We start from the raw sequence: 20,823 nt of genomic DNA, 5'->3' as shown, positions 1-20,823 counted from the left end.
TTGGCTGGCCTTCGCTGCCGAATCGACCATTGCGTCGGTTTCGGTGTCTAGTCCATCGCGCGGGCGATCGCGATATGACCCTCCATGCCCACCTCCTCCGCCCGCGCGCGGTAGCGGTCGCGGAGGTCGGCAAAGGTCGCGTCGTCGCCGCGTGCTTTCGCCAGCATTGCCCTCATCCGCATCAGGGGTAGCTCGTGGTAGAGGTAAACAGGCTCGGTCGGCATGGCGGCCAATCGATTCACCGCTGCCTGAGCCTGGTCCAAATCTCCCGGGCGTCGACGCCGGAGCAGTGCGTCGACGAGCACCGTGGTGGTCCAGCCGCGATTCATCATCTCGCCCGCGCGTATCTCTTCGTCGAGGACACTGCGGCACAACTCGATCGCCGTGTCGAAGTCGCCCGTGCGAATCTTCTCCGCCGCGACGTCAAGGTCAGCGCACCACGCGGCGATGATGGTGAACCGGTGCTCCAACGCCACCTCCCGACACCTGGCGAGTAGTTCGAACCCGTGTGCGCGATCGGCGTCGCCGCGCCGCACCAAAACGGTGCCACGCACGAATTCACAAGTGGTCAGCGTGAAGTCATCGCCGAACTGCTGTGCGACCGCCAATGCCTCAGCGGTGTCGCGCATTGCCGCCTCATCGGAAAGCAAAGCCCAATTCTCGACGGCGATGTACTTGAACATCACCGCGGTGCAGAAGGTGAACTTGTCTACCGCACGGGCGATCTCGATCGCCCGGTCATAATCGTCCTTCCACCCGTCGATTCCGAGGATGGATGAGGCCGACGCGCGGAGCACGAGCGCGAACGCGAGTGGTGAGCCGATGATCATGTTGCCCATGCACGGGTCACCGTTGGAGAGTTCGATCGCGCGCTGTGCCAGTCTGAGGGCTTCGGCCATTTCTCCTGCGTCCCACTTCGCAACGATGGGAATGGACATCAGCCCCACGGTCATTTCGGGATCATCGATGGAATCCAACAGGTCGGCGAATTCAGTGGCCAGCCGCGACGCTTCGGCGTATTTGCCGTAGAAGTTCAGCATCTGCACCCAGCCGGTCATCCCGAGTGCCAGCGATCGCATGTCGCCCGCCGCTGTCGCGAGTTCACGCAACTCGTCGAATCCCACGTCGGCAAGGCTTCCGCCGACCCGCCAGATGGTGGCGCACAACAACGTTCGCGGGGCAATGCGCATGTGTGTTACCGCTGGATCGTCGGCGGGCAGTTCGTCGGCGACGGACCGCGCCCGCTCCCAACTCATCCGCGCGGCAGCGATATTGCGGTGTACCGACCATGTCCCGGCCCGCATGTGCCAATCGAAGGCCCCATGCAGGTCGCCAGCTGCCTCGAGGTGCGTTGCGATCAGGGCAGCGTTCTTGTCGGCTGACGACGGATCCTGATGCTCGACGGCGGCGGCGACCTGTCGATGCAGCTGTGAACGGCTCGATCTGAGCTGCGACTCGTAGGCGACCGAGCGGATCAACGGATGTCGGAATGCGTACTCCGACATCGATACCGGTTCGACGAGTTCGGCGTCGATCAACTCGGCCACCTCGAAAACATCGAGTGCGCTCAGCAGCCGAGCCCCGAACGGCGAACCGATCACCGATGCCGCGTTGAGCGTTCGCTTGGCGGCCGCTCCGAGGCGGTCGATGCGAGCGGCGATGGTGGCCTGTACGGTCGGCGGAACGCTGACCCCGCCGTCGCCGCGACAGACGTAGGAGCCGCGCCCGCCGTCGAGGATTCTGCGCTCAGCCAGGTCACGCACGATCTCTTCGGTGAAGAATGGGTTGCCTGCGCTGCGGTCGGCGATGCGCTCGGCGATCTGCGCGACGGACGGATCCGACCCCAACAACTCGGCGAGCAGCGTCGACGTCTGCGAGCGGTCCAGTGGGCTGAGCGCAACCATGTCAGAGACGACGCCTGAGTCGCCTGCCCGGCTGAGCGCACCGCGATACTCGGGGCGGTACGTGATCAGCACCAGCGCAGGTGTTTTCGCGACCGTTGAAACCAGATCGGTGAGCATCGATTCGCTCACGGCGTCGATCCACTGAACATCGTCGATCACGTAGACGGCGGGTTCGGTGCGCGCCAGCAGGGCTGCGTCGAGCAATCCGGTGAGCCGGCGCCTGCGGGCGTCGGGGTCGATACCACTGGTTGCGCCGTGGTCACCGATACCGAGCAGGTCGTGCAGGAGGTCGAGATCCTCGGGATTTGCCTGGGGCACTGTGGTTCTGATCCTGATCGCGGCGGCGGCCGGGGCCAACCCCTCGACCCCGAAGAAGGAGCGCAGCAGCTCGGCAGCGACGAAGAACGGAATCTGGCTGGTATGCGATTCGCAGTACGCCGAGAAGATATCGAGGCCCAGGTGCGTGGCCCTTGCCACCACCTCCTGAGTGATCCGGCTCTTGCCGATGCCGGGAGCTCCTTTGATCCCGATGACGCGCCCGCGGCCGCTGAGCGCGTCCTCGAGCGCCGCTTCTAGCAGGCGTATCTCGCGCTCCCGACCCACCAGCGGGGTGCGCTGACCCGTGCGGCGAGAGTTGCCGACCCCTATCAGCCGGCGGGCCGTCACCGGCGCGGTCGACCCTTTGATGCGCACTGGCTGCGGGTCGCTGAGTAGCGTGTCGCTTTCGACCAGTCGGGCCGTGGATTCGCTGAGCATCACGCCACCGGGTGGCGCCACAGATTCCATCCGCTGGGCCATCCCGACGTGCTCGCCGACGGCCGTGTATGCGAGAGCCTCCGGACCGATGTCGCCGGCCACAACCATTCCGGAGTTGAGCCCGATCCGCAGCTGCAGGGAGATCCCGTCGCGGCGAGCGGTCTCCGCCGCCAAGGTACGGACCTCTTCCTGGACGTCGAGTGCGGCCAGACAGGCCCGACGAGCGTGATCCTCCAACGCGCGTGGAGCGCCGAACAGCGCCATGATCCCGTCGCCGGTGAACTGGTTGACGGTGCCGTCGTAGCGACGGATGACGGCGGTGGCGCGCAGCACGAGCTCCGTCATCACCTCCCGGAGCCGCTCGGGACCAAGCACCGCGGCGATATCCATCGACCGGACCACGTCGGCGAACAGCACCGTCACCTGCTTGTACTCAGCGATGTGAGGTTGATCCAGCGCGGTTCCGCATCCGTCGCAGAACCGGGCGCCGGTACGCGCTTCGGTGCCACAGGTGGGGCAGCGTGCCGGTGCCTCCATTAGTCGCCTCCCAGGAGGCCGTCGCTCGATCGGTGCGGGAACGATATCGCCGACCCGTGCCGCCCGTGTGGTTATCCGCGACCGACGCTTTGGCTGGTTCTCACCGCAGATCGACCATCGCGTCGGTTTCGGTGTCTAGCCGGGTCCGTCGCTGGCCGCCGCCAGCAGCGGAACGATCACGTCGCTGATCGGGGTGGCGATGCCGTGGACGGCCGCTTTACGCAAGATCACCGCGTTGCGGATGTCCCACTCCAACCGGCGCCCAGCCTGGCGGTCGGTGAGCATCGACGTGGTGATGTCCTCCGGTGACTTGGCGAGCAGGTTGACGACCTGGTCGACGACCTCATCGCCCAGCTGCGCACCGTCGGCGCGCGCGACCGCCAAGCACTCGGCGAGGTAGCGGCGCGCCAGGTCGGCCACGTCGTCGCGGCGGAACATGCCGGCCCGGCGCCCCGTGAGGACCATGAACCCCACGACCGCGTTGACGAGAAGTTTGTGCCACGCCGCGCTGAGAAAGTTCGGGTCGGTCTCGACGGCGACCGCGCTACCCTCGAAAAGGTCGACCAGCGTCTGGGCCGCGGACACCTCGGGCAGCACCAGCCGCGCCGCGGTACGTAACCGAATGTGGCCTTCGGGTGCCGGTTCAGCCGAAACCCACACGGCCACGGGCACGACCGTCGACGTAGGGCAGTAGCGGCCGACGCGCTCGACCTGTTCGACGCCGTTCTGCAGCGCGGCGACCACGGTGCGTTCGTCGCACAACCTGGCCAGCCAGCCAGCCGACTGCTCGGTCTGGGTGTCCTTCACCGCCAGCAGCACCACGTCGACCGGGCCGTCGACGAGCGCCGGGTCGGTCAGCACGGGTCCCGGCACCACAATCGGGTCGCCGTCATCGGGCCTGACCTCGATCGAGTCCCGCGGTGTCCGCCCGCACAACATCACCTGGTGTCCGGCCGCGTGCAGCAGGGCCGCCACGGTGGAACCGATGGCGCCTGGGCCGACGACGGCGGTTACGGTGCGCACGCAGGCCAAGCTACCGGCCGAACGGGCACCTTTACACTTGGGCAGTTGTCCCCATCAGCCGATTTCCAGGGAGTTTGAGTGCTGCGCAGTCACGCCGCCGGGTCGTTGCGATCCGCCGACGCCGGTCAGAAGGTGACGTTGGCCGGTTGGGTGGCACGCCGCCGCGACCACGGCGGGGTCATCTTCATCGATCTGCGCGACGCCTCCGGGGTGTCGCAGGTGGTGTTCCGAGAGCCCGACGTGCTGGAAGCCGCCCACCGGCTGCGTGCGGAGTTCTGCATCGCCGTCGACGGCATCATCGAGGTCCGTCCCGAGGGCAATACCAACCCCGAGATCCCCACCGGTGAAATCGAGGTAAACGCCACGTCGCTGACGGTGCTGGGGGAGAGCGCGCCGCTGCCGTTCCAACTCGACGAACAGGCCGGCGAGGAAGCCCGCCTCAAGTACCGCTATCTCGATCTGCGACGCGAAGGCCCGGGCAACGCAATCCGGTTGCGCTCCAAGGTGAATTCGGCGGCGCGTGAGGTGCTGGCGCGCCACGACTTCGTCGAGATCGAGACGCCGACGATGACGCGGTCGACGCCGGAGGGGGCGCGTGACTTCCTGGTGCCCGCCCGGCTGCAGCCCGGATCGTTCTACGCGCTGCCGCAGAGCCCGCAGCTGTTCAAGCAGCTGCTGATGGTGGCCGGTATGGAGCGGTACTACCAGATCGCGCGGTGCTACCGCGACGAGGATTTCCGCGCCGACCGGCAGCCGGAGTTCACCCAGCTCGACATGGAGATGAGCTTCGTGGACACCGAGGACGTCATCGCGATCTCCGAGGAGATCGTCACGGCGCTGTGGGCACTGATCGGCTACCAGGTGCCCACGCCGCTGCCGCGGATCACCTATGCCGAGGCGATGCGCCGCTACGGCACCGACAAGCCCGACCTGCGGTTCGGCCTGGAACTCGTCGAGCTGACCGACTACTTCAAGGACACCCCGTTCCGGGTGTTCCAGGCGCCCTACGTCGGCGCCGTCGTGATGCCGGGTGGGGCGTCGCAGCCGCGGCGCACGCTGGATGCCTGGCAGGAATGGGCCAAACAGCGCGGCCACCGCGGGCTGGCCTACGTGCTGGTCAACGACGACGGCACGCTGGGCGGCCCGGTGGCCAAGAACCTCTCCGACGCCGAACGCGACGGGCTCGCTGCCGCGGTCGGCGCGTCACCGGGTGACTGCGTGTTCTTCTCGGCAGGCCCGGCCAAGACCTCGCGGGCGCTGCTCGGGGCGGCCCGCGCCGAGATCGCCAAGCGGCTGGACATGATCGACGAAGGCGCCTGGGCGTTCGTCTGGGTGGTCGACTTTCCGATGTTCGAGCCGGTGGACGAGGCGACCGCGCACGGCGACGTCGCGGTCGGATCCGGTGCGTGGACGGCGGTGCACCATGCGTTCACCGCGCCCAAGCCCGAATTCGAGGACCGCCTCGACACCGACCCCGGCAGTGTCCTGGCCGACGCCTACGACCTGGTCTGCAACGGCAACGAGATCGGCGGCGGGTCGATTCGTATCCACCGCCGCGACGTCCAGGAGCGCGCCTTCAAAGCGATGGGCATCAGCGCCGACGAAGCGCAGGAGAAGTTCGGATTTCTGTTGGAGGCGTTCATGTTTGGCGCACCGCCCCACGGCGGTATCGCGTTCGGCTGGGACCGGATCACGGCGCTGCTGGCGGGCACCGACTCGATCCGGGAAGTGATCGCGTTCCCCAAGTCCGGCGGCGGGGTCGACCCGCTGACCGGTGCACCCGCGCCGATCACCGCGCAGCAGCGCAAGGAATCCGGTATCGACGCCAAACCGCGCAAGGACAGCGACTGACCCTGCGTGGCGGTTTGGACAGGAGCGCTCAAGGCCTCGAATCGAGCCGAAGCAGTGTTCCGCTACATGCGGATCACCGCAGTGCACGGAGCACCGCCGGTAGCATCGCGACGCTAGCTACCAAGACCTCCGTGGGTTGGCTGTGCTGCACAGCGAATCGGCGTCGGACCCGGCGCAACTGACGCTACGATCCCCGCGTGACAGGTGCGCCGTCGACGCCATCGACAGGCAAGACAGGAGTGCGGCGACGAGTCACCGTAGTGACGACGGTGGTGGCGGTGCTGGCGGTATACGTCGGCTCCTTGTTCGGATACGCCTTGCTGGAGCCCGAGCATCGCCATTTCGAGTTCTCCGAGCCGTCGGTCACCGGCGAAACCGTCGTCATCATCCGCTTGCGGCAGATGGACGCGATTCAGAACCGGCTGGCGGTCGACGTCCTCGTGCACCCCGGCCCGGAGCTGCGGGAGAACGAGCCCGAGGACTTCACTGTTCGCTTGAGCTCATGGACCAGCTCCGGCGAGTTGATCTATGTGCACGGCGGCCTGTCCGTCAGTGAGACGGCCACCCAATTGGTCGCGGTTGGTGACCCCGATGACTGGCCGTTCGACCGGTTCACCACCGACACCATCGGTGTTCAGGCGTTCCTGGGACCGGATCAACGTCCTGTCCCGGCGGGCGTCGTCGCCGCCGGCCAGATCAACGGGTGGGACTTCCGCACCGAGAAGGGCACCATCGACTCGGGGCCGGATCCGGTGCCGACCGTGCGTTTCACGATGGAACGCACCCGAAGTGCACTCGCGTTCGACCTCGGCGTCCTGCTGGTGCTGCTCGCACTGCCGGCGGCGGCGCTGTTCGTGGCGATCGAGACCGTGCTGGGTCGACGAAAGTTCTTGCCTCCGTTGACCACCTGGTTCGCGGCGATGTTGTTTGCGGTAGTGCCGCTTCGGAACCTGCTGCCGGGTGCACCCCCGGCGGGCGCCTGGATCGATCTGGCCGTCGTCTTGTGGGTGCTCGTCGCGCTCGCGCTGGCGATGGTGCTGTATGTCGTCGCGTGGTTCCGGCAGCGGGACTGATCAGCGCGGCCAATCGCATCCGGTGAGTTCGACCGACGCGTCCCACAATCGGCGGGCCATCGCCGGATCGGTCGCCTTCGGCCGCAACCGGGTCACCTTGGGCCGGCCGAACTGGTTGAACCGCGGCGCCAGATAGGTGCCGCTGGGCAGGTCGGTCGTCACCGCCTGCAGGGTGGCGCGGGCGCCCTGCGCGGGCGTGTGCAACAACCGCCGCATCCGTCGATGCTCACTCATGCCCATCGATCGGGTGATGTCGGTGTCGGTGGCGCCGGGATCGGTGGCGTACGCTCGCACCCCGCGCGCGGCCAACTGCGCGACGAACAGCAGGTTGGCCAACTTGGATTCACCGTACGCGCTCCATTTCGAGTACTTGCGGTGATGCCAGTTGAGGTCGTCGAGGTGCAGTTTGCAGAACAGGTATGTGGCGCTGGTGACCGATATCACCCGGTCGGTGATCCTGTCGCCGAGCAGACACGTCAGCGCGAAGTGCCCGAGATGGTTGGTGCCGAAATGGGCCTCGAAACCGTCGGCGGTGCGGGTCAGGGGCAGCCCCATCACACCCGCGTTGTTTACCAGCACGTCAACGCTTTTCACCGAGTCGGCGAATGCCCGCACACTGGCCAGATCGGCCAGGTCGAGGTGGCGCACTTCGACGTCGCCGGCCATTTCGGCGGCGGCCTGTTCACCTTTGGCCACCGTCCGGCACGCGATGACGACGCTGTGTCCCTGCGCGGCCAGCGCCGCCGCCGTTGCCTTGCCGACTCCGCTGTTGGCGCCGGTGACGATCACCTGCATGCGCTCATTATGGGGGCTGGGGAATAACGCCCCGGGATCGCGCGCTCAACACCTCGTGAGTGAGATCAGTGATTTCAAGACGTTCAACGCGAACGTCGTCGACGAGTTCCGTGAGAACGACGGCAAGGTCGGCGGTCCGTTCGAGGGCGCGACGCTGCTGTTGCTGACGACGACCGGCGCCAAATCGGGCCTGCCGCGCATGTCGCCGCTGGCGTACTTCGACATCGACGACAAGATGCTCGTCATCGGGTCCTACGCCGGAGCCGACATCGACCCGGCCTGGGTGCACAACCTGCGGGCCAACCCGCACGCGCATGTCGAGGTCGCTACCACGGCCTACGACGTGGTCGCACGCGAGCTGCCCCGCACCGAGCGCGACGAGCTCTATCCGAAGGTCGTCGAGCGCGCACCGGTATTCGCGGAGTACCAGGCCAAGACGAGCCGGGTCATCCCGATCTTCGAGCTGCGGAAAACCACTTAGGTCGTCAACGAGTGTGCGATCTCATACGCCGCGACCGGCGCGTCGCGTACGAAACCGCACACTCGGAGGACGAAGCGGCTAGAGCCGCTCGATAATCGTGGCGTTGGCCATGCCGCCGCCCTCACACATCGTCTGCAGACCGAAGCGTCCGCCGCGCTGCTCGAGAGCGTTCACCAGTGTCGTCATGATCCTTGCCCCGCTGGCCCCCAGTGGATGCCCGATCGCGATCGCGCCGCCGTTGACGTTCGTCTTCGACAGATCGGCACCGACATCGTGTGCCCACGCCAGAACGACGGGCGCGAAGGCCTCGTTGACCTCGAACAGGTCGATGTCGGCCAAGGTCAAACCAGCGCGCTGCAACACCTTTTCGGTCGCGGGGATGACGCCGGTCAGCATGTAGAGCGGATCGGAGCCCACGACGGTCATCGAGTGGATGCGGGCGAGCGGGCGCAGGCCCAGTCGCGCAGCCACTTCGCTGGTGGTGACCAGCACCGCCGCGCTGCCATCGGACAGCGGCGACGAGTTACCCGGGGTGATCTCCCAGCGGATCTGCGGGAACCGCTCCTCATAGGCCGTGTTGTAGAACGCCGGCTGCAACGCGGCCAGCGTGTCCACCGTCGTCCCCGGACGGATGATCTCGTCGGTGCCCAGACCGGCGACCGGCACCAACTCGTTGTCGAAGCGGCCCTCTTTGGTTGCCGCCGCTGCCTTTTCATGGCTGCCCGCGGAGAACTCGTCGAGCTGCTGGCGGGACAAGTTCCACTTGGCGGCGATGAGCTCAGCGCTGATACCCTGCGGCACAAGGCCTTCGGGGTAGCGCCGGGCCATCGCGCCGAACGGGTCACTGCCCGGTAGCACGCTGGAGCCCATCGGCGCCCGCGACATCGACTCGACGCCCGCGGCGACCACGATGTCGTACGCACCGGAGATCACACCCTGGGCGGCGAAGTGGATGGCCTGCTGGCTGCTGCCGCACTGCCGGTCGATGGTGGAGCCGGGCACGGTCTCCGGGAAGCCGGCGGCCAGCACGGCGTTGCGGGCGATGTTGACCGCCTGGTCGCCGGCCTGGGTGACGGCGCCCGCGATGACGTCATCGACCTGCGCCGGGTCTATTCCGGTGCGCGTGACGAGTTCGGTGAGGCTGTGGGCGAGGAGGTCGACGGGCAGCACGTCGTGCAGTGCTCCGCTGGCCTTGCCCTTTCCGACCGGCGTACGTACCGCGCCGACGATGACCGCGTCGCGGCCTGCATATCCCGCCATGGTTGTCTCCTCTGCTCCAACGCTGAGTGTTGTGTTCTATACCCAGCTATACCACCTGGGTATAGGAACAACAACCCAGGGGTATGGTGAATTCCATGACGGTGCTGGAGGGGCGACTGGCCGACCGGGACAGCTGGTCGGCAGTGGGTGAGTGTCCGATCGAGAAGACGATGACACTGCTCGGAACGAAATCGGCGATGCTCATCATGCGTGAGGCCTATTACGGCACCACCCGGTTCGACGACTTCTGCCGGCGCGTCGGTATCACCAAGGCCGCCGCCGCCGCACGGTTGAACGACCTCGTCGAAGCGGGCCTGCTGGTCCGGCAGCCCTATCAGGAACCCGGGCAGCGCAGCCGCGACGAGTACGTGCTCACCGACGCCGGCCGCGAGTTCATGCCGGTGGTGTGGGCGATGTTCGAGTGGGGACGACGGCATCTGCCCAACCGCACCCCGCTGCGCCTCGCGCACAAGGGCTGCGGCGCCGAAGCGACCGTCGAGATCCGCTGCGCCGTCGGGCACCGGGTGCCACCCGACGAGCTTTCCGTCCGGATCGGCAAGCGGCGGACGTAACGCCGCGGCGAGTGTGCGGTCTCATCCGCTGCCACCGGCGTGTCGCGGACGACACCGCACGGTCGGCAGGCGTCGATGAACCTACGATCACCCGGTGGCCGATCGCTATGGTTCCGACGTCCTTGCCAACAACCCGCACCAGCGCAGGGTCCGCTCCACCGAGCACCCGGTGGAGCTGGGTCTGGTGGTCGAGGACGCCCGGACCGGATACGTCGGCGCGGTGGTCCGGATCGAGTACGGCCGAATGGAACTCGAGGATCGGCGCGGACGCCGGAAGCCGTTTCCGATCGGGCCCGGATACCTCATCGACGGGCGGCCCGTCATCCTCACCGAACCCAAACGGGCCGCGCCGAAAGCCACCCGCACGGCGTCGGGTTCGGTGGCCGTGCCTGACGCGCGGGCCAAGGTGGCACGGGCCAGCCGGATCTACGTCGAAGGCCGCCACGATGCCGAACTCGTCGAGCAGGTGTGGGGCGATGACCTGCGCGTCGAGGGCGTCGTCGTCGAACACCTCGGTGGCGTCGACGATCTCGCCGCGATCGTGCAGGATTTCGGGCCGGCGCCCCAGCGCCGCCTCGGGGTGCTCGTCGACCATCTGGTCGCCGGGTCCAAGGAGGCCCGCATCGCCAGCCAGATCGAGCAGGCCGTCCGCCGCGGCCCCGGCGGGGAGCACACGCTGGTCGTCGGGCACCCGTTCATCGACATCTGGCAGGCTGTCAAACCGGCCCGGCTGGGCGTCTCGACGTGGCCGGTGATCCCGAAGGGCGTCGACTGGAAGCGGGGCGTGTGCCGGGCGCTGGGATGGCCGCACACCGAGCAAGCCGATATCGCCAGGGCCTGGCAGCGCATCCGGGGTCGGGTGCGCGACTGGAACGACCTGGAGCCCGCGCTCATCGGGCGTGTCGAGGAGCTGATCGACTTCGTGACCGCGCCGTCGGGTTCGTGACGGCCCGGCCGTCGCAGCGGCGTGGTAAGCAGGGATCGTGTCCGAGGGTCTGTTCGATGTCCCCGGTGAGCCGAGCGTAACCGCGGGCGGCCCCGTCGGCGCGTCCACGCCGTTGGCGGTGCGCATGCGGCCGGCCACCCTCGACGAGGTGGTCGGGCAGGACCATCTGCTGCAATCGGGTTCGCCGCTGCGCCGGCTCGCCGAGGGTTCCGGCGCCGCCTCGGTGATCCTCTACGGCCCGCCGGGCACCGGGAAGACGACGCTGGCCGCGCTGATCTCGGGCGCCACCGGCCGCCGGTTCGAGGCGTTGTCGGCGTTGTCGTCGGGGGTCAAAGAGGTCCGCGCGGTGATCGACGTCGCGCGGCGCGCGGCGGCCCACGGCGAGCAGACCGTGCTGTTCATCGACGAGGTGCACCGGTTCTCCAAGACGCAGCAGGACGCGTTGTTGTCCGCGGTGGAGAACCGCGTCGTGCTGCTGGTCGCGGCCACCACCGAGAACCCGTCGTTCTCCGTGGTCGCGCCGCTGTTGTCACGGTCGCTGATCCTGCAGTTGCAGCCGTTGGACACCGAGGCCGTGCGCACCGTGGTGCGCCGCGCGATCGCCGACCCGCGCGGGCTCGGCGGCAAGGTCGCAGTCACCGACGAGGCTGTGGACCTCCTGGTGCAACTGTCGGCCGGTGACGCCCGACGCGCGTTGACCGCGCTGGAGGTCGCGTCGGAAACGGGGGAGGAGGTGACCGTCGAGACCATTGAGCAGTCGCTGGACCAGGCCGCGGTGCGCTACGACCGTGACGGCGACCAGCACTACGACGTGGTCAGCGCGTTCATCAAATCGGTCCGCGGCTCCGACGTCGACGCGGCACTGCACTATCTGGCCCGGATGCTGGTCGCCGGTGAGGACCCGCGGTTCGTGGCGCGACGGTTGATGATCCTGGCCAGCGAGGACATCGGCATGGCGGATCCCACGGCGCTGCAGACCGCGGTCGCCGCCGCGCAGACCGTGCAGTTGATCGGCATGCCGGAGGCGCAGCTGACACTGGCGCACGCCACCGTCCATCTGGCGACGGCACCGAAATCCAACGCGGTCACCACGGCACTGGGTGCGGCGATGAGCGACGTCCGCGCGGGTAAGGCCGGGCAGGTGCCCACCCATCTGCGCGACGGGCACTACTCGGGCGCCGAGAAACTGGGCAATGCGATCGGCTACAAGTACAGCCACGATGACCCCGACGGCGTTGTGGCCCAACAGTATCCGCCCGATGAGCTGGTGGGTGTCGACTATTACCGGCCGACCACCCACGGTGCCGAACGCGAGATCTCCGGGCGCCTGGACAAGCTGCGCGCGATCATCCGCCGTCGACGCTGAGGTCTGCGGCCCGGGCCCCGAGCCGTGGTCGACGTTTTGGCGCGTTTTACTCGCACTTTTCGCCCGTTTGTCCGTTTCGACGAGGAGGGGTTGCCGCCGGGGCGGCGCGGTGATCGGGGGACACGCTGGGGGGACGCGCTCAACCGATCCGCCGACCCCGGCGGCAACGTTGGTACCCGACCCTCGGTTACCGCAGCATGCCGCGGCGCGTGCCCATCACACCGGTGCGCCTGCGACCCATCAGTGCGGCCACCAGCGCGACACCGATCGCGGCGACGATCACCTGGACGAGCAGTTCCAGCCAGTCGATGCCGCTGGTCGAGGTCGGGATGCCGATGGCCCTGGCGATCGCGGTGCCGATGAAGGCCGCCACGATGCCGACCAGGATCGTCACGAGAAAGCCGATCGGCTGCCGGCCAGGCAGTACCAGGCGGCCGAGCACACCAACCACGATGCCGATGAGAATTGCAGTGATAACGCCGGTGATCGTCATATTTTCCTCCAGTGTCGGGCGATGGACGTGGCCTACCCCACGCCGCGGCCGAATAAACGCCCGCGTCAATGTGGCGGCGGGCTCGTAGGCTCGAGAACGTGGACTCCGACGTGCTCACCATCGACACCACACGTGACCGCATCGTCGACCTCACCGACGCGGTGCGCGACTTCTGCGGTCACCGCGGTGACGGCCTGTGCAACGTGTTCGTGCCGCACGCCACCGCCGGGCTGGCGATCATCGAGACCGGGTCGGGCTCCGACGACGACCTCGTCGACACGCTGGAGCGGTTGCTGCCGCGCGACGACCGCTACCGCCACGCGCACGGCTCGCCCGGCCACGGCGCCGACCACGTGCTGCCGGCGTTGGTGTCGCCGTCGGTGACACTGCCGGTGCAGCGCGGCGAGCCGCTCCTCGGAACATGGCAGAGCGTCGTGCTCGTCGACCTGAACCGGGACAACCCGCGGCGCTCGGTGCGGTTGAGCTTCATCACGTCCTGAGCCGGCACTCGCAGCCTCGCCGGTGCGTTGACCTTTCAGGACCTCCAACCGCGACCGGTACTGTAGTGCGGTCGAATAGTCCCAGGTACCTGCAAGACCACACACAACGGCGAGGACAGTAGCAACGTGCAGACACACGAGATCAGGAAGCGTTTCCTCGATCATTTCGTGAAGGCGGGCCACGTCGAGGTGCCCAGCGCCTCGGTGATCCTCGACGACCCCAACCTGCTGTTCGTCAACGCCGGAATGGTGCAGTTCGTCCCCTATTTCCTCGGCCAACGCACCCCGCCGTGGAAACGGGCCGTAAGCGTGCAGAAATGCATCCGCACGCCCGACATCGACGAGGTCGGCGTCACCACCCGACACAACACCTTCTTCCAGATGGCGGGCAACTTCTCGTTCGGCGACTACTTCAAGAAGGGCGCCATCGAATTCGCCTGGACGCTGCTGACCAATCCGGTCGAGCAGGGCGGCTACGGTTTCGACCCCGAGCGGCTGTGGGCCACCGTCTACATCGACGACGACGAGGCGATCTCGCTGTGGCAGGAGGTCGCCGGCCTGCCCGCCGAGCGGATCCAGCGTCGCGGGATGGCCGACAACTACTGGTCGATGGGCATCCCCGGGCCGTGCGGACCGTCCTCGGAGATCTACTACGACCGCGGCCCCGAGTACGGCGTCGAGGGTGGTCCGGAGGCCAACGAGGACCGCTACATCGAGATCTGGAATCTCGTGTTCATGCAGAACGAGCGCGGCGAGGGCACCTCCAAGGAGGATTTCGAGATCCTCGGCCCGCTGCCGCGTAAGAACATCGACACCGGCATGGGCGTGGAACGGGTGGCCTGTCTGCTGCAGGGTGTCGACAACGTCTACGAGACCGACCTGCTGCGTCCGGTCATCGACGCGGTGGCCAGGGTCTCCTCGATCCCATACGGAAACCACGGCACACATGCCAGCGACGTGCGGTACCGGATCATCGCCGACCACAGCCGCACCGCGGCCATCATCATCGGCGACGGCGTCAGCCCAGGCAACGACGGCCGCGGCTACGTGCTGCGGCGGCTGCTGCGCCGCATCATCCGCTCGGCCAAGCTGCTGGGGATCGACGACCCGATCATCGGCGACCTGATGGCCACGGTGCGCGACGCGATGGGCCCGTCGTACCCGGAGCTGGTCAACGACTTCGACCGGATCCAGCGCATCGCGGTGGCCGAGGAGACCGCGTTCAACCGCACGCTGGCCTCGGGGTCGCGGCTGTTCGAGGAGGCCGCCGGCGCGACGAAGGCCGCGGGGACCACCGTGCTGTCCGGTGCGGACGCGTTCACGTTGCACGACACCTACGGCTTCCCGCTCGAGCTGACCCTGGAGATGGCCGCCGAGGCCGACCTGTCCGTCGACGAGGAGGGCTTCCGCACCCTGATGGCCGAACAGCGCGCCCGCGCCAAGGCCGACGCGGCGGCGCGCAAACAGGCCCACACCGACCTGTCGGCCTACCGCGACCTGGTCGACACCGGGCCCACCGAGTTCACCGGCTTCGACGAGTTGGTCTCTGAGGCAACGATTCTGGGGATCTTCGTCGACGGTCGACGGGTCCCGGTCGTGAACCACGAAACGTCGGCGGGGTCCGAGCACGTCGAGCTGATCCTGGACCGCACCCCGTTCTACGCCGAGTCGGGCGGGCAGATCGCCGACGAGGGCACCATCTCGGGCGCCGGCGCATCGGCCTCGGCCAAGGCCGCCGTCGCCGACGTGCAGAAGATCGCCAAAACCCTGTGGGCGCACCGGGTGAACGTCGAATCGGGCGAGTTCGTCGAGGGTGACACCGTCGTCGCCGCGGTCGATCCACGGTGGCGCCACGGCGCCACCCAGGGCCATTCGGGCACCCACATGGTGCATGCGGCGCTGCGGGAAGTGTTGGGTCCCAACGCGGTTCAGGCCGGCTCCTTGAACCGTCCCGGCTATCTGCGTTTCGACTTCAACTGGCAGGGTGCGCTGTCGGAGGATCAGCGCACCCAGATCGAAGAAGTGACCAACCAGGCCGTCGAGGCCGACTTCGAGGTGCACTCGTTCACCACCGAGTTGGAGAAGGCCAAGGCGATGGGCGCGATGGCGTTGTTCGGGGAGGCCTACCCCGAAGAGGTCCGCGTCGTGGAGATCGGCGGGCCCTTCTCGCTCGAACTGTGCGGCGGCACGCACGTGCGCAGATCCGCGCAGATCGGTCCGGTGACGATTCTGGGTGAGTCGTCGGTGGGATCGGGCGTGCGCCGGGTGGAGGCCTACGTCGGCCTGGACTCGTTCCGCCATCTGGCCAAGGAGCGCGCGCTGATGGCGGGTCTGGCGTCGACGCTGAAGGTGCCCTCCGACGAAGTGCCCGCGCGGGTGGCCAACCTGGTGGAGCGCCTGCGCGCAGCCGAAAAGGAACTCGACCGGATGCGACTGGCCAACGCCAAGGCCGCGGCGGCCAATGCGGCCGCGGGCGCAGAACTTATCGGTAAGGTCCGAGTCGTGGCGCAACGGATGGCCGGCGGGATGTCGGCCGCTGATCTGCGCACTCTGGTCGGTGACATCCGCGGCAAGCTGGGCAGTGACCCGGCCGTCGTCGCGTTGATCGCTGAGGGCGACAACGACACCGTTCCGTTCGTGGTGGCGGTCAACCAGGCGGCGCAAGACCTGGGCCTGCGGGCCAACGACCTGGTGAAGCAATTGGCAGCGCCGGTGAACGGCCGTGGGGGCGGCAAACCGGATCTGGCGCAGGGTTCTGGCAAGGGGGCGGCGGGTATCGACGCGGCATTGGCCGCGCTGCGCGCAGAAATCGGCCGGAGTTGACCTGTGGCCCAAATCGACCGCCTGCCCGATCGACCCGGACGCGCCCTCGACCCTCCGGATCCCGGCCGGGGCCGACGGCTCGGTGTCGACGTGGGCACCGTGCGGATCGGGGTGGCGGCCAGCGACCCGGACGGCGTCCTCGCCACCCCGCTGGAGACCGTCCGGCGCGACCGCACCGACCGCCACATCCGCCGACTCGTCACACTGGTCGACGAACTCGGCGTGGTCGAGGTGGTGGTGGGGCTGCCCCGTACGCTCGCCGACCGGGCCGGCGCGTCGGCTCACGACGCGGCCGCCGTCGCCGACGCACTGACCCGTCGGATCGCGCCGGTCCCGGTGCGGTTGGCCGACGAACGGTTCACCACAGTCGTTGCGCAGCGGTCGCTGCGTGAAGCCGGGGTTCGCGCCAAGGGGCAGCGGTCGGTGATCGACCAGGCGGCCGCGGTGGGGATTCTGCAGAACTGGTTGGATCAGCGCCGCACCGCGATGGCCGGGCACGGAGAGGTTGGGGATGACTAACCAATGGGGCCGCGGCCGCGCAGAGCCGGTCGCGGTCGGTCCGCCCAGGCACCGGATGACGCGCGCCGAGCGGATCCGCGAGGCGCGCCGCAGGCGCAAGCGTCGGGTCGTCGGCGGCTTGACGCTGGGCACCTTGATCGTGATCGCCGTCGCGGCGGTGTTCCTGGGCTCCAAGCTGTGGCACACGTTGTTCGGCACCGGCAACGACTACGCCGGAGAGGGCCTCAACGATGTGGTGATCCAGGTCCACGACGGTGACTCCACCACCGCGATCGGGCAGACGCTGCAGGAGCATCATGTGGTCGCGACCGTCGCGGCGTTCGTCAACGCTGCGGAGGGCAACGCGGCCATCTCGGCGATCCAGCCCGGCTTCTACAAGGTTCGCACCGAGATACCGGCAGCCAATGCCGTTGAGCGCCTTGCTAATCCGCAGAACCGGGTGGGTAAGCTGGTGATCCCCGAGGGCCGTCAACTCGACGATGTCCGCGACGTCAAGACCAACGCCGTCACCGACGGCATACTTTCGCTCATCTCGCACGCCACCTGCGTGAACCTCGACGGTCAGAACCGGTGCGTCGCGGCCGAGGATCTCAAGAGCATCGCGGGCACCGCCGCCCCCGCAGCGCTGTCGGTGCCGGATTGGGCCACCGACGCCGTCGCGGCCCTGGGTCATGACCACCGTCGGCTGGAGGGGCTGATCGCCCCCGGTATGTGGAACATCGACCCGTCGGCGTCACCGGAACAGATTCTGTCGAAGCTGATTTCGGCGAGCGCCACCCAATACGCCAACGGCGGGCTGCTCGACACCGCGCGGGCGATGAACATGTCGCCGTATCAGGTCCTCACGGTGGGGTCGCTGGTGCAGCGCGAAGCCACGCCCGAGGACTTCGGGAAGGTGGCCCGGGTCATCTACAACCGGCTGGCCGAGAACCGCACGTTGGAGTTCGACTCCACGGTCAACTATCCGCTGGACCGCATCGAGGTGGCCACCACCGACGCCGACCGCGCCCAGCACACCGACTGGAACACCTATGTGCGGCCCGGTCTTCCGGCCACCCCGATCTGTTCACCGGGACAGCCGGCGCTGACCGCGGCCGAACAGCCCGAGCCGGGGGACTGGTTGTATTTCGTGACCATCGACATGCAGGGCACCACCTTGTTCACCCGCGACTACGAGCAGCACTTGGCCAATATCAAGCTGGCCATGGGTAACGGCGTCCTCGATTCGGCCCGGTAAGCGATTTGTGCACGTTTGGGAGCGCTCAGCGCAACAAAACGCGCACAAATCGCCGCGCCGCGGTGCTGGGGTCGCCGATCAGCCACTCGCGCTCACCGCAACTGCACCTGGCCGCCTACCGTGCACTGGGGCTCGACGGCTGGACCTATGAACGCATCGAGTGCACCGCAGCGCAACTACCGTCGCTGGTCGGCGGTTTCGGCCCGGAATGGGTCGGCGTCTCGGTGACGATGCCCGGCAAGTTCGCGGCGTTGCGCTTCGCCGACGAACGCACCCAGCGCGCCGAACTGGTCGGCTCGGCCAACACCCTGGTGCGCACCTCGACCGGCTGGCGCGCCGACAACACCGACATCGACGGGGTGGCCGGCGCCCTGGGGCAGGCGTCGGGACGGGCGGCGGTGCTGGGCTCGGGCGGCACCGCACCCGCCGTCGTCGCCGGGCTCGTCCAACTCGGGGTGCGCGACATCACGGTCGTCGCGCGCAACCCCGACAAGGCACGGCCCCTGGTCGAGTTGGGCGGCCGGTTGGGCGCCGACACCCGCTGGACCGCGCTGGGCACGCCGCTGGCCGGCGTCGACGTCATGGTCAACACGATTCCGGCCGACGTCGCCGCGGGGTACGCGGACTCGGTAGCGGGGGTACCCGTGCTGCTCGACGCGATCTACGATCCCTGGCCGACGCCGCTGGCCGCGGCGGTCTCCGCAGCGGGTGGCCGGGTCATCAGCGGTCTGGAGATGCTGCTGCATCAGGCGTTCGCACAGGTCGAACAGTTCACCGGGATGCCCGCACCCAAAGAAGCGATGAGGGCCGCGCTCAGCCGCAGTTAGCCTTCGAAAGTGGGGGCAGTGGCCTGCGTAGCCGTGCTGGGGTGGCTGGCGGCGCTGAGCGTTTTCGACATCACCCAACGCCGGCTGCCGAACTGGCTGACCGTGCCGGGCGCGACGGTGATCCTCGCGGGTGCGACGGTAGCCGGGCACGGGGTGCCTGCGGCGGTGGGTGCCGTCGCGCTGTTCGCCACGTACCTGGCGGTGCATGTGCTGGCGCCGACGGCGATGGGCGCTGGCGATGTGAAGCTCGCGGCCGGCATCGGTGCGCTGACGGGGGCGTTTGGCGTTGACGTCTGGCTGCTGGCCACGCTGGCCGCCCCCCTCATCACGGCCGGGTCAGCGCTGTTCACCGTGGTGCGACGAGGCGAATCCACTGTGCCGCACGGATCTTCGATGTGTCTGGCCGCCGCTGTGGCCGCATCGCTGGCGGTCCTCTAGGCGTAGTTTACCTACCCGTGGTACGTTAATACCTACCCAAAGTATGCAACTCTTGAAAGGGACCCCGTGACCCCAGGCCTGGATCTGAATGCCATATCCGAGCGCTACTTCGCCGCATGGGCCGCACGCGATGTCGACGCCATCGCCGCCTTGCACACCGCCGACACCCGGTTCTGCACCCACGCGGGCAGCGACCCGGTAATCGGGCGCGCCGACGTGAAGGCGGCCTTCGCCGGCATCTTCGAGCAGTTCCCGCAGTTTTCGTTCGAGGTCTACCGCGTGCTGTACGGCGCGGACCATTGGGTGCTGGACTGGGCGCTGATCTCCGGCGACGTCCGGTTCGACTGCCTCGACGTCGTCAACGTCTCACCCGATGGGCTGGTCGCCCGCAAGGACACGTTCATCGACGCATCGCAACTGCAGACCGCGCTGGGGAAGACGGCATGACCGCCACCGCACCGGTCGACCAGCTGCCGATGCTGACCGCACTGCCGGTGGAACACCTTTTCGACATGGCGGTCGACCTTCAACCGGCACAGCCGATCCCGACGCCGACCGGCACCCGGCTGACCTTCGTCACCACCGGCGGCGTCATCGACGGTCCTCGGCTGCGCGGGCAGATCCTGCCAGGTGGAGGCGACTGGCTGCTGGCCGGCAGCGACGGGGTGGGCCGCGTGGATGTGCGTGCGACGCTGCGCAGCCATGACGGCGCCCTGATCCACTACGAGGCGCGCGGCATCATCAAGATCCCCGCGGACGGTATGGATCGGCTGGCCGCGGGCGAGGTGCTCGCGTTCGACGACACCTACGTGCGGACCACGCCGAGTTTCGAGACCGCCGACGAACGCTACGCGTGGCTCAGCGAGGTGGTGGCCGTCGGCTACAACATCTTGTCGCCCAACCACATCGACTACCGCGTCTACCGGGTGATGTGACCAACATGGCTGATCACGAACGGCTTGCCCGGCAATCGAATCGGGTGGTGCGTCGGTGGCCACGCGCGCAGCGACGAATGTCGCGGATTCACGCCAGGCTCTACCGCGCCAGCGGCGGGCGCTTCGCGCCCCGTTGGTTCGCGGGCGCCCCGGTGATGGTGCTCGAGACCGTCGGCCGGCGCAGCGGTGAAAAACGCAGCGCGCCAGTGCTTTATCTGCGTGACGGCGACGCCCTTGTGGTGATGGCGGCCAACGCGGGATCCGCCAGGACGCCCGCATGGTGGCTGAACCTCAAGGCGGCAGGCAGCGGCGAGGCGGTCGTCGGCCGGCAGCGCATCCCGGTCCGGCCGCGTGAACTCGCCGGCGCCGAGCGTGACCGGCTGCTGCGCCAGTTCGTCGAGATGTACCCGCAGGCCGAGCACTATCCGCGGTTCACCGAACGGCCGTTACCGCTGATCGCCTTGGAACCGACGATGGGGTGACCTAC

20 protein-coding genes are annotated in these 20,823 nt (G+C 68.0%); 15 read left to right on the top strand and 5 right to left on the bottom strand.

The window, feature by feature from the left end:
- Window positions 1-47: 47 nt before the first annotated feature.
- Window positions 48-3,197 carry an ATP-binding protein gene (locus tag K3U96_RS14895; RefSeq protein ID WP_220690216.1) on the bottom strand — a complete coding sequence of 1,050 codons (3,150 nt, stop codon included), beginning with the start codon at window positions 3,195-3,197 and terminating at the stop codon, window positions 48-50.
- Between the two features lie 135 nt (window positions 3,198-3,332).
- Window positions 3,333-4,220 carry an oxidoreductase gene (locus K3U96_RS14890; protein ID WP_220690215.1) on the bottom strand — a complete coding sequence of 296 codons (888 nt, stop codon included), beginning with the start codon at window positions 4,218-4,220 and terminating at the stop codon, window positions 3,333-3,335.
- A 78-nt stretch (window positions 4,221-4,298) separates the two neighbouring features.
- Here K3U96_RS14890 and aspS point away from each other — a divergent pair, with 78 nt between their 5' ends.
- Both aspS and K3U96_RS14880 read left to right on the top strand, forming a co-directional pair.
- Window positions 4,299-6,071, top strand: a complete 1,773-nt coding sequence (aspS, locus tag K3U96_RS14885) for an aspartate--tRNA ligase (protein WP_069408019.1) — start codon at window positions 4,299-4,301, stop codon at window positions 6,069-6,071.
- Window positions 6,072-6,268: 197 nt separating this feature from the next.
- On the top strand, window positions 6,269-7,144 hold the full coding sequence (locus K3U96_RS14880) for a DUF8686 domain-containing protein (protein ID WP_230982154.1): 876 nt from the start codon (window positions 6,269-6,271) through the stop codon (window positions 7,142-7,144).
- Here K3U96_RS14880 and K3U96_RS14875 read toward each other — a convergent pair whose 3' ends face one another.
- Window positions 7,145-7,939: an SDR family NAD(P)-dependent oxidoreductase gene (locus K3U96_RS14875; protein ID WP_220690214.1), complete on the bottom strand. Its 795-nt coding sequence runs from the start codon at window positions 7,937-7,939 to the stop codon at window positions 7,145-7,147.
- Between the two features lie 55 nt (window positions 7,940-7,994).
- Between K3U96_RS14875 and K3U96_RS14870 the strand changes: the two genes are divergently transcribed.
- Window positions 7,995-8,420, top strand: coding sequence for a nitroreductase/quinone reductase family protein (locus tag K3U96_RS14870; RefSeq protein ID WP_230982153.1), 426 nt, complete (start codon window positions 7,995-7,997; stop codon window positions 8,418-8,420).
- 78 nt (window positions 8,421-8,498) lie between these two features.
- Here K3U96_RS14870 and K3U96_RS14865 read toward each other — a convergent pair whose 3' ends face one another.
- Window positions 8,499-9,680: a thiolase family protein gene (locus K3U96_RS14865; protein WP_220690212.1), complete on the bottom strand. Its 1,182-nt coding sequence runs from the start codon at window positions 9,678-9,680 to the stop codon at window positions 8,499-8,501.
- Between the two features lie 95 nt (window positions 9,681-9,775).
- Here K3U96_RS14865 and K3U96_RS14860 point away from each other — a divergent pair, with 95 nt between their 5' ends.
- The 3 genes from K3U96_RS14860 (at window position 9,776) to K3U96_RS14850 (ending at window position 12,564) form a co-directional block, all read left to right on the top strand.
- Complete coding sequence (locus tag K3U96_RS14860; RefSeq protein ID WP_220690211.1) at window positions 9,776-10,252, top strand: winged helix-turn-helix transcriptional regulator; 477 nt, start codon at window positions 9,776-9,778, stop codon at window positions 10,250-10,252.
- 94 nt (window positions 10,253-10,346) lie between these two features.
- A complete protein-coding gene (locus K3U96_RS14855; protein WP_220690210.1) occupies window positions 10,347-11,198 on the top strand; it encodes a DUF3097 domain-containing protein in 852 nt (283 codons plus the stop codon).
- A 37-nt stretch (window positions 11,199-11,235) separates the two neighbouring features.
- On the top strand, window positions 11,236-12,564 hold the full coding sequence (locus tag K3U96_RS14850) for a replication-associated recombination protein A (RefSeq protein ID WP_069406532.1): 1,329 nt from the start codon (window positions 11,236-11,238) through the stop codon (window positions 12,562-12,564).
- A gap of 187 nt (window positions 12,565-12,751) precedes the next feature.
- Here the strand turns inward: K3U96_RS14850 and K3U96_RS14845 are convergent, their stop codons facing one another.
- The gene (locus K3U96_RS14845; RefSeq protein WP_069406531.1) at window positions 12,752-13,057 is read right to left on the bottom strand and encodes a GlsB/YeaQ/YmgE family stress response membrane protein; all 306 of its coding nucleotides are present in this window, start codon (window positions 13,055-13,057) and stop codon (window positions 12,752-12,754) included.
- A 98-nt stretch (window positions 13,058-13,155) separates the two neighbouring features.
- Between K3U96_RS14845 and K3U96_RS14840 the strand changes: the two genes are divergently transcribed.
- From K3U96_RS14840 to K3U96_RS14800, 9 genes are all read left to right on the top strand, one after another.
- On the top strand, window positions 13,156-13,557 hold the full coding sequence (locus K3U96_RS14840; RefSeq protein WP_069406530.1) for a secondary thiamine-phosphate synthase enzyme YjbQ: 402 nt from the start codon (window positions 13,156-13,158) through the stop codon (window positions 13,555-13,557).
- A 126-nt stretch (window positions 13,558-13,683) separates the two neighbouring features.
- A complete protein-coding gene (gene alaS, locus K3U96_RS14835; protein ID WP_220690209.1) occupies window positions 13,684-16,380 on the top strand; it encodes an alanine--tRNA ligase in 2,697 nt (898 codons plus the stop codon).
- A 3-nt stretch (window positions 16,381-16,383) separates the two neighbouring features.
- Window positions 16,384-16,899 carry a Holliday junction resolvase RuvX gene (gene ruvX, locus K3U96_RS14830; RefSeq protein WP_220690208.1) on the top strand — a complete coding sequence of 172 codons (516 nt, stop codon included), beginning with the start codon at window positions 16,384-16,386 and terminating at the stop codon, window positions 16,897-16,899.
- A complete protein-coding gene (locus tag K3U96_RS14825) occupies window positions 16,892-18,136 on the top strand; it encodes an endolytic transglycosylase MltG (protein ID WP_220690207.1) in 1,245 nt (414 codons plus the stop codon). Before ruvX ends, K3U96_RS14825 begins: the two co-directional genes overlap by 8 nt.
- A gap of 5 nt (window positions 18,137-18,141) precedes the next feature.
- Complete coding sequence (locus tag K3U96_RS14820) at window positions 18,142-18,963, top strand: shikimate dehydrogenase (RefSeq protein ID WP_220690206.1); 822 nt, start codon at window positions 18,142-18,144, stop codon at window positions 18,961-18,963.
- Between the two features lie 9 nt (window positions 18,964-18,972).
- On the top strand, window positions 18,973-19,401 hold the full coding sequence (locus K3U96_RS14815) for a prepilin peptidase (protein WP_220690205.1): 429 nt from the start codon (window positions 18,973-18,975) through the stop codon (window positions 19,399-19,401).
- A gap of 66 nt (window positions 19,402-19,467) precedes the next feature.
- Window positions 19,468-19,848: a nuclear transport factor 2 family protein gene (locus K3U96_RS14810; protein ID WP_220690204.1), complete on the top strand. Its 381-nt coding sequence runs from the start codon at window positions 19,468-19,470 to the stop codon at window positions 19,846-19,848.
- Window positions 19,845-20,336, top strand: a complete 492-nt coding sequence (locus K3U96_RS14805) for a DUF3237 domain-containing protein (RefSeq protein WP_220690203.1) — start codon at window positions 19,845-19,847, stop codon at window positions 20,334-20,336. The genes K3U96_RS14810 and K3U96_RS14805 overlap by 4 nt, the downstream gene beginning before the upstream one ends.
- Before the next feature lie 5 nt (window positions 20,337-20,341).
- Window positions 20,342-20,818, top strand: coding sequence for a nitroreductase/quinone reductase family protein (locus tag K3U96_RS14800; protein WP_220690202.1), 477 nt, complete (start codon window positions 20,342-20,344; stop codon window positions 20,816-20,818).
- The last annotated feature ends 5 nt before the right edge of the window (window positions 20,819-20,823 follow it).

The sequence above is a fragment of the Mycolicibacterium holsaticum DSM 44478 = JCM 12374 genome (assembly GCF_019645835.1).
Taxonomy (GTDB): domain Bacteria; phylum Actinomycetota; class Actinomycetes; order Mycobacteriales; family Mycobacteriaceae; genus Mycobacterium; species Mycobacterium holsaticum.
The sequence above is the reverse complement of the archived record's forward strand: the minus strand, read 5'-3'. Positions and strand labels throughout refer to the sequence as shown.

Excerpts from the sequence above, each read along its gene's own strand:
- K3U96_RS14895 (WP_220690216.1), bottom strand. The coding sequence starts at position 3,197 with ATGGAGGCACCGGCACGCTGCCCCACCTGTGGCACCGAAGCGCGTACC.
- K3U96_RS14875 (WP_220690214.1), bottom strand. The coding sequence starts at position 7,939 with ATGCAGGTGATCGTCACCGGCGCCAACAGCGGAGTCGGCAAGGCAACG.
- K3U96_RS14865 (WP_220690212.1), bottom strand. The coding sequence starts at position 9,680 with ATGGCGGGATATGCAGGCCGCGACGCGGTCATCGTCGGCGCGGTACGT.
- K3U96_RS14860 (WP_220690211.1), top strand. The coding sequence starts at position 9,776 with ATGACGGTGCTGGAGGGGCGACTGGCCGACCGGGACAGCTGGTCGGCA.
- K3U96_RS14845 (WP_069406531.1), bottom strand. The coding sequence starts at position 13,057 with ATGACGATCACCGGCGTTATCACTGCAATTCTCATCGGCATCGTGGTT.
- K3U96_RS14825 (WP_220690207.1), top strand. The coding sequence starts at position 16,892 with ATGACTAACCAATGGGGCCGCGGCCGCGCAGAGCCGGTCGCGGTCGGT.
- K3U96_RS14805 (WP_220690203.1), top strand. The coding sequence starts at position 19,845 with ATGACCGCCACCGCACCGGTCGACCAGCTGCCGATGCTGACCGCACTG.
- K3U96_RS14800 (WP_220690202.1), top strand. The coding sequence starts at position 20,342 with ATGGCTGATCACGAACGGCTTGCCCGGCAATCGAATCGGGTGGTGCGT.